The 11,900-nt window shown below is 47.4% G+C and carries 10 protein-coding genes; 2 read left to right on the top strand and 8 right to left on the bottom strand.

Going from position 1 to position 11,900, the window contains the following annotated elements; translation table 11 throughout:
- Positions 1–168 precede the first annotated feature (168 nt).
- The 3 genes from B5F87_RS17850 to B5F87_RS17845 form a co-directional block, all read right to left on the bottom strand.
- Positions 169–1,896, bottom strand: a complete 1,728-nt coding sequence (locus B5F87_RS17850; protein WP_087283464.1) for an FAD-dependent protein — start codon at positions 1,894–1,896, stop codon at positions 169–171.
- Positions 1,893–2,249 carry a PD-(D/E)XK nuclease domain-containing protein gene (locus B5F87_RS21745; RefSeq protein ID WP_343215784.1) on the bottom strand — a complete coding sequence of 119 codons (357 nt, stop codon included), beginning with the start codon at positions 2,247–2,249 and terminating at the stop codon, positions 1,893–1,895. Before B5F87_RS21745 ends, B5F87_RS17850 begins: the two co-directional genes overlap by 4 nt.
- 87 nt (positions 2,250–2,336) lie before the next feature.
- Entirely contained in the window at positions 2,337–3,599 is a 1,263-nt protein-coding gene (locus tag B5F87_RS17845; protein WP_343215783.1) for an AAA family ATPase, read from the bottom strand.
- Positions 3,600–4,364: 765 nt separating this feature from the next.
- On the opposite strand from B5F87_RS17845, the gene B5F87_RS17835 reads away from it, so the two are divergent.
- Positions 4,365–5,462 carry a leucine-rich repeat domain-containing protein gene (locus B5F87_RS17835; RefSeq protein WP_087283462.1) on the top strand — a complete coding sequence of 366 codons (1,098 nt, stop codon included), beginning with the start codon at positions 4,365–4,367 and terminating at the stop codon, positions 5,460–5,462.
- Between the two features lie 88 nt (positions 5,463–5,550).
- On the opposite strand, the gene B5F87_RS17830 is transcribed toward B5F87_RS17835, so the two are convergent.
- The 4 genes from B5F87_RS17830 to B5F87_RS17815 all read right to left on the bottom strand — a co-directional run bounded on the left by B5F87_RS17830 (position 5,551) and on the right by B5F87_RS17815 (position 9,573).
- Entirely contained in the window at positions 5,551–6,867 is a 1,317-nt protein-coding gene (locus B5F87_RS17830; RefSeq protein ID WP_087283460.1) for an NAD(P)/FAD-dependent oxidoreductase, read from the bottom strand.
- The gene (gene ybeY / locus B5F87_RS17825; RefSeq protein ID WP_087283458.1) at positions 6,867–7,373 is read right to left on the bottom strand and encodes an rRNA maturation RNase YbeY; all 507 of its coding nucleotides are present in this window, start codon (positions 7,371–7,373) and stop codon (positions 6,867–6,869) included. Before ybeY ends, B5F87_RS17830 begins: the two co-directional genes overlap by 1 nt.
- 37 nt (positions 7,374–7,410) lie before the next feature.
- A complete protein-coding gene (locus tag B5F87_RS17820) occupies positions 7,411–8,454 on the bottom strand; it encodes a PhoH family protein (protein WP_087283456.1) in 1,044 nt (347 codons plus the stop codon).
- Between the two features lie 87 nt (positions 8,455–8,541).
- Positions 8,542–9,573 (bottom strand): YeiH family protein, encoded by a 1,032-nt coding sequence (locus tag B5F87_RS17815; protein ID WP_087283454.1) that lies wholly within the window; start codon positions 9,571–9,573, stop codon positions 8,542–8,544.
- A gap of 159 nt (positions 9,574–9,732) precedes the next feature.
- Between B5F87_RS17815 and B5F87_RS17810 the strand changes: the two genes are divergently transcribed.
- Positions 9,733–10,659 carry a LysR family transcriptional regulator gene (locus B5F87_RS17810; RefSeq protein WP_087283452.1) on the top strand — a complete coding sequence of 309 codons (927 nt, stop codon included), beginning with the start codon at positions 9,733–9,735 and terminating at the stop codon, positions 10,657–10,659.
- 17 nt (positions 10,660–10,676) lie between these two features.
- Here the strand turns inward: B5F87_RS17810 and B5F87_RS17805 are convergent, their stop codons facing one another.
- Positions 10,677–11,885 carry a sporulation protein YqfD gene (locus tag B5F87_RS17805; protein ID WP_087283450.1) on the bottom strand — a complete coding sequence of 403 codons (1,209 nt, stop codon included), beginning with the start codon at positions 11,883–11,885 and terminating at the stop codon, positions 10,677–10,679.
- Between the last annotated feature and the right edge of the window lie 15 nt (positions 11,886–11,900).

The raw sequence follows: 11,900 nt of genomic DNA, 5'->3' as shown, positions 1-11,900 counted from the left end.
GATTACCTTCTTTTCTAGGATAACTCTATTATACAGCAAGAGAAGCATTTCGGCTTGTATTTACTACAAAATATATGAACTTTTCAAGGTGCTATAGACAGGCTTTTGACCCCAATATCTTCATAATTGATTTATTCATTATTATGGAACTTACCCGTTTTCTGAACATCAGAACAAAATCATTTTTGAAAGTTTCCGGGCTGCTGCCTCTGCCATGCGGAGTCCATCCATGGCCGCGGAGGTGATGCCGCCCGCGTATCCGGCGCCCTCTCCACACGGAAACAGCCCCCGGATATTTGCCTGACCGGACTCGTCTCTCTCCATACGCACAGGAGAAGACGTCCTGGTCTCTACGCCGGAAAAGATCGCGTCCGGCCGGTCATACCCCTTTATCTTATGTCCGAAAGCTTCCATACCTTCTATCAAAGATTCCACCACATAATCCGGAAGACATTTCCTTACGTCCGCAAACTGCCACTGCCCCTTCATACACGGAGTCACGCCGCCAAAACCGGTGCTGACCTTTCCTTCCTTAAAATCACCGTAAAGCTGCAGCGGAATCTTTCCTCCGGCGGAAGCGTACGCCAGCTTCTCATACCGGCGCTGAAATTCCACTCCGGCCAACGGATGAACCGGATCACCCGCCCGGGTTGTGCCGTTTTCCGAAAGTGCAAAATCCTCCGGCGTCACCGTGGTGATGATGGCGCTGTTGGAATTGGCGCTGTCTCTTTTGTAATCACTCATGCCGTTGACACACAACAGCCCCTCCTCCGAAGAAGAATTGACCACGTAGCCGCCGGGACACATACAAAACGAATACACGCCTCTGCCGTTTTTACACTGATGGGTCAGCTTATAGCTGGCTGCCGGAAGGATTCCGGCGTACTTCTCCCCGTACTGGCTCTCATTGATCATCGCCGCCGGATGCTCCACCCGGACGCCGATGGCAAAGGACTTCGGCCGCATGAAAAGCCCCTTGTCATAGAGCATATAAAATGTATCTCTCGCACTGTGGCCGACGGCAAGAATCACCGTGCGGCAGGATTTCTCTATGATATGCCGCTTTTCGTCGCGATCGGCAGGATTTACTTTCACCCCGGCCGCATTGTTACCGGATTCCGGCGCGGCCGTTTCCAGCCGGATGCCGGTCAGCATACGCTCTCCGTCCTTTTCTTCTGTCAGGAGTTCCACAAGCTTCGTGCCAAAATGGATTTCTCCGCCCAGAGACAGAATCTCCTCCCGGATGGACGCCACCACCCGTTTCAGAATGTCCGTCCCGATGTGCGGCTTTGCCTCGTACAATATCTCCTCCGGCGCGCCGTGCTTCACAAACTCCTCCAGGACAAACCGGTTCTTGCCGGACTTGTCCTTCACCACGGTATTGAGCTTTCCGTCAGAAAATGTACCGGCGCCGCCCTCGCCAAACTGCACATTGGACTCCGTATCAAGAACTCCTTCCTTAAAAAAATGTTCCACTTTTTTCGTCCGAAGCTCCACAGCGTCTCCTCGCTCATAAAGAACCGACGCGAAACCGTTCCTCGCAAGCACCAGCGCCGCAAATAGCCCCGCCGGGCCGGCGCCGATGATCACAGGGCGCTCCTCCTCCGGCAGCCGCTGTCCGCCGCCAACATCATCCGCATGAACAGGGAACCGGTATCTCTCCTCTTTTACCCTGCTCCACTTACTGTTTCTGTGCTGGAGCACCTTCTTTTCACCGGCAAAAGCCGCGTCAATGGTATATGTATAGAAAAGCTCCGGCTTCTTCCGGGCATCGATGGACCGTCGGACAATCTTCCATTCCACCGGCTGCTGACCGTACGCCCGCCTGGCAATCTCCGCCGCCAGCGCTTCCTCTGTGTGATCCACAGGTAATTTTAATTGTGATATTCGTATCATGAAATCCTCCGTTCTGTTTCTACCACTACACGACATCTTTTATTATAACAGGCAATGCCATATCGAAAAATAATATGACAGCCTTCTTCTGTCAGCTTCTCCGCATACCCTTTTTGAGTTATCTGTTTTAATGCAAAATTGCAAGCTTTGTCCAACTCTCCCTTATCTGCATACTTTATCTCAATGAGAATGCCAATCCCCAGGCTTTGAATCTTAATCAAAATATCACTATATCCATCGCCGGATTCCTCATTGGATTTTACATACCATCCTTTTTTGTATCCAAGTATTCCCAATAAAATACCATGATAAAAGTTTTCTTTATATTTTTTTCTGACAAAAGTATCTCGTATACTAATCGTCCTGCTTAAATATTCTGTAAATAATCTTTCTACATCTGCAGCATTTCCTTTTTGTAAAGAGTCGCAAAAAGCATTTAGTTACTCTCCGTCCTTTTCGACTCCACGCAAAAACAGCCGCATAATCTGTTCCTTGAAAATATTGCGGATTTCCATATTAGGTATAGTAAGATGATATATTTTCCCCTTCGGTTTTCCACGATATGTCAGATATCCGGTCATAAAAAGTACACTCCAAATATTCTCAACAGAATCATAAAGGCCCTGATATGTTAATTCTTCATGGATTTCTTTGGAAACTGTCGCACCGGACATCAGTTCCTCCATTTCCTCTGTAGTCTCATTTTTATCCATCCGCTCTATAAAATGTTTTACAACATCATTGCTGCTGGTATTTGACCAGTAATCTTTTGGCTCTGCATCTCTGTCATCTGTCAATTCATCACAATAGCTGATTACATCCCACGGACAATATACATCTACATTTCCAAAATGATATCCATCATACCAGCTTTTAATCTGCTCATACTTTTCCTCCAAATGATAATAGCATAGTATATCTTTCACTTCACTGTCTGTAAACCCAAAATACTCATCAAACCGTACTGTTGTAATGGACAAAACTTTTGGATTATTCAAACCGGTAAAGATGCTTTCTTTTGCAACTCGCAGACATCCCGTCAGAACTGCAAAATACAAACTGTCGTTGGTTTTTAACGTCTGCTCAAAAAGATTCCGGATAAGCATGGTCATCTGGTCATAATATCCATGTTCATTTGCTTTTGCCAATGGCACATCGTATTCGTCGATCAAAATAATCACTTTTTCTCCATAGTGTTTATGAAGCAATTCAGATAATTCCCTCAAGCTGAAAACCAAAGTTTCATTGTCCATTTCTTTTTCTAACAAACCAGAAAACAATTCTTTATCTTTTGACGTAAGTCTGCTGCTCTCCAGCAAAAATTGCAGCCGTCTTGCTTCCTCATTGATGACTTTTACTATCAAATTCCGGGCAGTCTGGTAATCCTTCTCCTCAATCCCCTTTAAACTGATGGAGACAACAGGAAAGCGACCCATATAATTTTCACAAAGCATCGTTTCTTCCGCTATTTTTAATCCTGCAAACAATCCTTCATCACAGCCAATTTCAAAAAACGCTTTCAGCATGCTCATATTCAGAGATTTTCCAAAACGCCTTGGCCTTGTAAATAAATTTACTTTACTCCACTTATTCAGTAAATCTTTTATCATTTCTGTTTTATCTACATAGTAAAAATCTTCCGTAATAATTTCTTCAAAATTCTCTATACCGACTGGCAATTTCTTTTTCTCCATCCGAAACATACACGCCCTCCTTCCAAATAATCCCCCGCTCAATATATTTTCCTATCTTAATCCGCACTTTTTCTTTCTTGTAATATGATACACATCTTTATCGCTTTCCTCAAGCATTTTATGATGAGATGTATTATTTTTTATAAGTTAATTGATTGTGTTCAGAGATTTTTTTCCTGGCATCATGTCGGCAAGCTTCTCGTCAAATGCAATGGGATGAAAGAAAAAGGTGTTTCACCTGTTTCTCTGCTCCGCTACAAACTTAGCAACATTTTTGTCGGAAGAAGCATGTATATGCAGCAACGAACTGGCTCCGTTTTAGAAATGGCAGACATTACTTTTAGCAGATTACTAGGCATCCTGATGGATGCCTTAATGGCAAGTCTTCAGGAAATCTTAAAGCTCAGCGATGAGCAATTGATAGCACTTATTTATCTTTATCACAGAAAGATTTATGTATGTACACGGAAATCGTTTTCTCAATAAGAAGTCAAAAAAAGAAAGATTTATGCGTGCATTAGCAAAACATCTTCCACTTTCTTTTTTATTTTCTTCCATTTTCCACATTAAAAATTCACAAGTTTTTCCCTCATATCTGTATATTTTATAACTCAGCTCCCACCACATATAATTATATTGTCATCGCCATATTTCCATGGTATTATTATCATATAATACCACTTACCTTCTTCATAAAAAGCGGGAGCTTATATTTCATGGACGCCTGCTTTTACTTCATTTACAAGTAAACATATTTTATAAGGAGGAATTTTTATGAAAAAAACCATGCCACTTTTATTTCCTGCTCTGCTGTTCATTTTGTTCGGACTATTTTTCCGGCTGCCGGCAGACGCCGCAGAAAACGAACCAAATCCAGTCCCGGAACCCGGTCAGCAAGAGCTGGTGATCGATGGTGTCTATTATCACCTAATCTGGGGCAGTAATTATACTGGAACAGCCAGCGCTTCCCTAGAACTTCCGGAAGGCAGTACGGAGGTGCCTCCGGATGAAATTACCGTGCGCAGTGAAATTACCTGGAACGGTATAACTTTTCCGGTAACCAGCCTGCGGTCCGATACGACTGATGATATCGGAGAGCTGACCAGAAGAAAAGGCCGTCTGTCCGGATACAACAAAGAGCATCTGCGAAAGATCACAATAGAGTCAGGTGTACAAGACATCATCCTCAGCCTTTCTCATTATAAAGCACTAGAGGAAATCGTAATTGAGAATCCATCAGAATCTATTTACGCCCACTTTAGTATCTGGGACTGTCCGAAATTAAAGGATATCTATGTTCCTTCCAACGTGGACTCTGTTCCTCAGCTGCGTGACTGTCCGAATGCCTCTGTGATCTATGCGCCGGACCATCCGAAATATAAGATTATCGATGGCGACATTTACTCCAGAAACGAAAAGACACTGTATGACGTCCCATCCACTACGAAAAAATATGTCGTGAAAGACGGAGTGGAACGCATCGCTTTTGGAGCATTCGCAGGCAACAGCAATATTAAAAAAATTATCATTCCGGATTCTGTCAGAAAAATCGAACGTAAGGCTTTTTATAATATGACGAATCTGAAAAAAGTAAAATTTGGTAATTCTGTAAGGAAAATATATGGAGGTTCTTTCAGACGCTGCAACAATCTGAAAGTTCTTGTTCTTCCAAAAAATATCCGGCAAGTCACAGATGGTTTTGGTGGAAAGCGGTTCTGTAAACTAAAAAGGCTTTATATCAACTCTCCGAAGTTAAACAAAGCCAACTTTACCGGCATCCCGAAAACATGCTCCATCTACGTAAAAAATGCCTCTGTAAAGAAAATGATACAGAAGCAGAGTAACTTTAAGGGCAAAATTATTATTCAATAATACTCCGATTTTTTTCATGCGGATAGCGTTCCCATGGATAAATTCTCCGGGCAGTTTTTCCTGAACCGATTCTTTTTATCGCCGGTCATTACGACCGGCGATTTCTGTTCCATGCAGCCTCTCCGGCAACGCTTCCGCTGGAGAAAGCCCACTGGAGATTGTAGCCGCCGCAGGTTCCGTCCACATCCAATACCTCTCCGGCAAAAAACAATCCGGGGCAGATGCGGGACTCAAGATTCTCAGTCACCTCGGTCATGTCAACGCCTCCCCGGGTAACCTGCGCCTTTTCGTATCCCATATAACCGGATATGCGCAGAGAGAACCCTTTGATCACCGCAGCAAGTCTCTGGAAATCGCTGTCGAACGCTCCACCGTGACGGATTTGGATTGCTCCCGTCGAAGATGCGCCCCCGGAAAGCGGCTGCGTTTTTGCCTGGCGCGACGCCTCCCTGAGGACCACCGGCACAAGCTTTGCCGGCAGGATGCCTCCCAGCAGCTCCTCAAAGGATTTATACGGACAGGCTTCCAGTCCGGAATGAAGGAGACTCTCCACCTCTTCCGCTAAGTATTCCGGCATAAAATCAAGAGAAAGCTGGACTGCCTTTCCTTCTTCCAACGCCAGGATGGCGAAGCGGCTGATCTGGAAGATAGCCACGCCGGAGATGCCGTAATCGGTCCACTGGAGTTCTCCCCGCTCCCGGCACACCTTCCTGCCGTCCACCTGCAGAGTGATTGCCGCCTGATTGCGAACTCCGCTCAATTTCTTCAAAAACGGCGCCGAAGACTTCAGGGCCGTCAGTGCCGGGAGCGGCGGGATGATATGATGTCCCAGGGCCTTTGCCAGGCCGTAACCGCTGCCGTCACAGCCAAGCTTTACGCCTGCTAAGCCCCCGGTGGCGATGAGCAGACTACGACAAAAAAACTGCCTGCCATGTGCGCTTCCTGTCTTTCCGGCAAAATACGCCTCCGCAGACACCTGAAATCCATCTTTTATCCTCCGTATGCCGGTCATCGAGGTTTCTGTCAGCACCTCAAGGCCGTCTCTATTAAGAACAGCGCTCTCAAAGGCCGCACGGACAGAGGCTGCCTGTTCATTGTAGGGATAGACATAGCCGCCCCGGTCTCTGGTCAGGATGCCAAGGCTGCGGAATAATTCCATGGCGTCTTCCTGCCCGAAAGCAGACAGCACCGCCGCCGCTGCCTCCGGCGTCTCACTCCGGTAGCAGTCCGGACTCTGCCGGAAATTGGTCAGATTACATTTTCCGTTGCCAGTCACAAGAATTTTCTTCCCGATGCGGTCGCACCGGTCCATGAGCAGCACCCGCTGCCCGTCTCTGGCGCACCAAAGGGCCGCCGTCATACCTGACGGGCCGCCCCCCACAATAATCGTATCGTATTTTTTCATTACTTCACCTCTCGGAGATATCCGCACTGCGTCAGGATCTCTTCCTGCTTCCGTTCCATTTCCTCCCGCTCTCCGTCTTCCATGTGGTCGTATCCCATGAGATGGAGCATACTGTGGGCCACCAGGAATGCCAGCTCGCGCCGCTCGGAATGTCCGTACTCCCGGGCCTGTTCCTTCACTTTATCCATGGAGATCAGGATATCGCCCAGCATAAGTTCCCCGGTCTCCGGATGAAAAGCGTCCGGTTCCCGCTCCTCCAGGTCAGAAAAATCCGCCGGATGGGTATACTCTGCCATAGGAAAAGAAAGCACGTCCGTAGGGCGGTCAATCTGGCGCTGTTCCATATTGACCTGATGAATCTCCTCGTTGTCCGTGAGGAGTACATACACCTGTGATTCATACGGGCAGTCCTCATAATCGAGGGCCGTTTCCACGACATTGTTAATGATTTTCTCGTAATCCGGGATAAATTTCTCTTTATAACTGTATTCGATCTCAATATGCATGATTATTCTCCCAATATAACTCGTGCAGGACAGCCGGTCACCGTTTCCTGCGGTGCGCAGCTTTCTCTTTTCTGCTTTCGCCTTTACCTTCCATCTCTGCCCGCCTTGCCCGGCTTCTTGCCTCGCGGCGCTTTTCATCGGCGTCGTAGGCAGATACGATCTTCTGTACCAGCGGATGACGGACAACGTCCTGGCTTGTCAGCATGCAGACGCCGATCTCATCGATATTTTTAAGCACCCGAAGAGCATCGTCAAGGCCGGATCTGGTGCCGTCCGGCAAATCCTTCTGGGTCATATCGCCGGTGATGATGGCTTTGGATCCAAAACCGATTCTGGTCAGGAACATTTTCATCTGGGCCGGCGTTGTGTTCTGGGCCTCGTCCAGAACCACAAAGGCATTATCCAGCGTCCGTCCGCGCATGTATGCAAGCGGCGCTACTTCGATGAGCCCTTTTTCCATGTTCTTCTGGAAAGTCTCCGCTCCCATGATCTCGTGGAGAGCGTCGTACAGGGGACGCAGATACGGATCCACTTTGCTCTGCAGGTCTCCCGGCAGAAATCCCAGTTTCTCTCCTGCCTCAATGGCAGGCCGCGTGAGGATAATCCGGTTTACCTCGTTGGCTTTAAAGGCGGTAATCGCCTTAGCCATGGCAAGATAGGTCTTTCCCGTTCCCGCCGGACCAACGCCGAAAACAATCATTTTATCATCAATGGCCTTCACATATTTTTGCTGTCCCCGGGTCTTCGGCTTCACCGGTTTGCCCATGACCGTATGACAGATGATATCGCTGTCAAGCTCCGTCATGGCAGCGACCTCGCCGCTCTGTGACAAGGACAGGGCGTAATTAACATCCTGTTCGGATATCACATTGCCCCGCTCGGATAAGACAAGAAGTTCCTCGACTACCTCTTTTGCTCTGCGGCAGTCGTCCTCGCTTCCAATTAATTTTATTTTATCTCCTCTGAATATAAGGGTCACATGCAGCGCCTTCTCAATCTTTTTCATGTTAGCGTCAAACTGACCAAACACATTGCCCGCATGCGCCGCAGGAAAAGAAAACTCTGTTTCCGATATATTCATCCTTCCACTCCCTTCTGCCTCATACAAATATATCCTTGTCTATTTTAACATTTTTTCGTTTTATTTCCAGTCCCTTTTTCCGACGGCCTACCAGATATGCATCAGATGCTGCATAAGAAGGCTCACCGCCGTGATTCCTGCCCAGCAGCAGGCGCCCATGACCAGAGGCTTGCCCCCGGTCTTAACAAGCTTTACAATATCCGTATTCAGTCCGATGGCCGCCATGGCAAGGACGATAAAGAACTTACTCAGCTCTTTTACCGGCGCAAATACATTTGCTGAAATGCCGGACTGCACCGCCACGGTGGTAATGACGGACGCTGCGATAAAGTACAGGATGAAAAACGGAAAAATCTGTTTCATGCTGACTTTATTTTCTCCGTTCTCCGAGGCTTTCCTTGTCCGCAGAAAGGCGAGAACCAGCGTGACCGGGATGATGGCAAGGGTTCTTGTGAGCTTAACCGTAACGGCCTTATCTAAGGTCTGGCTGCCAAGCCCCCACATGCTGTCCCAGGTGGAGGCCGCCGCCGTCACCGAGGAGGTATCGTTGACCGCGGTTCCCGCAAAGACGCCGAACGCCTCGCCGGAGGTGGTATCAAAGCCGATCATCTGTCCGAATATCGGGAACAGGATGGCCGCCAGCACATTGAAGAAGAAAATGACCGAGATGGCCTGTGCCACTTCCTCATCATCCGCATCTATGACCGGTGCCGTGGCCGCGATGGCCGAGCCTCCGCAGATGGAGGAACCGACGCCCACCAGCGTGGATATTTTGGAAGGGATGTCCATCGCTTTGTGAAGCACGAAGGACAGCACCAGCGATGTGGTGATGGTACACACGATGATAGGCAGAGACTGTTTTCCCGTCTGGAATACCACGCCAAGATCCATGCCAAATCCCAGAAGCACCACCGCCCACTGGAGAATCTTTTTTGAAGTAAATGTAATCCCCGGCGCAAAGCTGTTCTTATCCTTCCAGAATACGGTGGTCACCATACCTGCCACGATGGCGATGACCGCTCCCCCGATCACCGGGAACATTTTTCCGAGAAACCAGGACGGCACGGCGATGACCAGGCAAAGCAGCAGCCCTTTTACATTTTTTTGTATTGCACTCATTTTTCTCTCTCCTTTTCGTTTGTTTTACAACAGATAACCCATCAATATTTGAATCTTTCCATAGATTACCATAGTATTATCAGAAGATAAAATTATAAATATTTATTTATAGATAAATATATGTTATGATAAAATCAAAACAAAAGAAGAGGAGCTCCCATGATCGATCATCGACTTCATACTTTTTTAACAGTATGTAAATACATGAATTACACAAAGGCGGCGCAAGAGCTTTTTATCACCCAGCCAGCCGTCTCTCAGCACATTCGCTATCTGGAAAAATATTACGGCGTCTCCCTGTTTTCCTACAGCGGCAAGACCTTGACACTGACGCCTGCCGGACGGCTTCTGCTGCAGAAGGCCTCCGCCATGAAAAATGACGAAATCCTTCTGAAACAGTCGCTGCTGACAGCGGACACCGGTACTTTTTCTTATCATTTTGGAGTGACAACTACTATAGGCGAGTTTGTCATCGCCCGGCCGCTGGCGAGATTTCTCCGGGACAATCCAAAAACAGGTATTCAGATGACCATGGCCAACACAGAAGAACTTCTGGAGGGTCTGCGGCGCGGCGATTACCATTTTGCTCTGGTGGAAGGTTATTTTCCCCGGGATGAGTTTGCGTTCCGTGTATTCAGCACAGAAGATTTCGTTGCAGTCTGTTCAGCCTCCCATGTTTTCGCCGGAACACCGTCCGAAACGCCGTCATTGCAGGCACAGCCGTCGCGCATGCAAGATCTCCTCTCTGAACCTCTTCTGCTGCGCGAATCCGGCTCGGGCACCAGAGACATTCTGGAGAAAGCGCTGGATCTGAACAACATTTCCCTGTCCTCCTTTTCGCGCATCACAGAAATCAACAGCATGTATGCCATCGTGCAGCTTCTCCTTGCCGACTGCGGCATATCCTTTCTCTATAAGACTGCTGTTCTCCCTTATCTGCGGACAGGACAGCTGCGTGTCATACCTCTGGAAGATTTTCATCCAAGGCACGACTTTGCCTTTCTCTGGCAGAAAGGGAGCGTTTACGGCAGCGAATATGAGAAGATTTTTTGTCAGCTGCAGACTGGCAGAGACGCGACTTTCTGAATGAGGGAAAAAGAGAATCACTCCGGCGCCGCAGTAATCTCCTGAATCTTCCCAAAAGCCTCACGCACGATTATTTTCCCTTTTGCCGTACATGTGTCCGCATCGCACTGGATATTTACTTTGTTCTCTATAATCTCCACTCCTTTCTCTTTGTATTCCTCCAGAAACACAGCAAGCCTTTTTTCCGCCTCCTTCATTGCCTGGCTTTCGCTATACATTTTCTCCGTGATCAGGCATTCCGAGCGGGTGGTCACATGCAGTGACACCGGAAGATACAGCTGAGGTCCTATATGAAATACACTATGTTTTGTCTTTTCATCATAATAGCGATAGGTTTCTTTTCGGCCGGGCAAGTTTATCAGCGTATTGCCCGCCAGCAGCTGATACATATTAAATGAACGCCCGGTGTACCTCTTTTCATAGTGGAGCATGGAAAAAGAATCCTCGTATTTTATCTTGGTAATGGCAAAAATGCTCCCCTCCGCCTTTACAAGCGCTGTTTCCGTCAATGCCCCGCTGTCATCATAAAGTCCCACTTCTCCGGATATGAGCACATCTCCCCTCTTTACCTTGTCTCCCTTTTTTACCAGAGCGCTGCCGCTTCGCACAACAATAGAATCAATAGTTCCCTTTTTGGAAGCCACCAGGTTACAAGGTACGTCCTCGGTTTCTGATAAAAGCGCCTCCTTATCCAGCGTCTCCTTGATGGTCACTGTCAGAAGCGTTCCCTTTAAATCGCAGGAAACCCAGGCAATATCTTTAAAATCCCGGCGGATTTGTTCTTCCAGCTGGTGACACGAAATGCCCGAAAGTCTCCGGCCGCTTTTAATCCCCTGTTCTTCCAGATAATCCAGAATCTCCTCTGGCGAGTGGCTGCGGCATCCTACTGCCTGTATCTGCCAGAGAAACAAAGACATAACATACAGACTCAGCACCGAAATCAAAAAAGCCGCCAGAAGTATTTTTCTTTTTCTGTATCGGTAAAACAAAAATGGCAGCCCTTTTTTGCAGATAATACGATAAGAACAACCAGTTTTCGCAGATATGTCCTCAAGGTCTTCCATCCCTGCCCTGCTCACAAAAAAAACGTAATGGGCGTCTTGTCTGGACAGTTTCCATAAAAGAATCTGTTTGCTCACACAGATATTCAAAAACCTCTCCTGATTTCGGCCGCTTAAAATCACTTTACAATAGCCGCTCAAAAAATGCAGTATGGAAAAAATCATAGATGTTTCCTCCCG

It is taken from the genome of Eubacterium sp. An3, assembly GCF_002159465.1.
In the GTDB taxonomy this organism is placed as follows: domain Bacteria; phylum Bacillota; class Clostridia; order Lachnospirales; family Lachnospiraceae; genus Anaerobutyricum; species Anaerobutyricum stercoris.
Note: the sequence above shows the minus strand (reverse complement) of the source record. Positions and strands in the feature narration are given on the sequence as shown.

Bases quoted from the DNA above. Each gene is read 5' to 3' on its own strand.
- B5F87_RS17850 (WP_087283464.1), bottom strand. From the start codon at position 1,896: ATGATACGAATATCACAATTAAAATTACCTGTGGATCACACAGAGGAA.
- B5F87_RS17845 (WP_343215783.1), bottom strand. From the start codon at position 3,599: ATGTTTCGGATGGAGAAAAAGAAATTGCCAGTCGGTATAGAGAATTTT.
- B5F87_RS17835 (WP_087283462.1), top strand. From the start codon at position 4,365: ATGAAAAAAACCATGCCACTTTTATTTCCTGCTCTGCTGTTCATTTTG.
- B5F87_RS17830 (WP_087283460.1), bottom strand. From the start codon at position 6,867: ATGAAAAAATACGATACGATTATTGTGGGGGGCGGCCCGTCAGGTATG.
- ybeY (WP_087283458.1), bottom strand. From the start codon at position 7,373: ATGCATATTGAGATCGAATACAGTTATAAAGAGAAATTTATCCCGGAT.
- B5F87_RS17820 (WP_087283456.1), bottom strand. From the start codon at position 8,454: ATGAATATATCGGAAACAGAGTTTTCTTTTCCTGCGGCGCATGCGGGC.
- B5F87_RS17815 (WP_087283454.1), bottom strand. From the start codon at position 9,573: ATGAGTGCAATACAAAAAAATGTAAAAGGGCTGCTGCTTTGCCTGGTC.
- B5F87_RS17810 (WP_087283452.1), top strand. From the start codon at position 9,733: ATGATCGATCATCGACTTCATACTTTTTTAACAGTATGTAAATACATG.
- B5F87_RS17805 (WP_087283450.1), bottom strand. From the start codon at position 11,885: ATGATTTTTTCCATACTGCATTTTTTGAGCGGCTATTGTAAAGTGATT.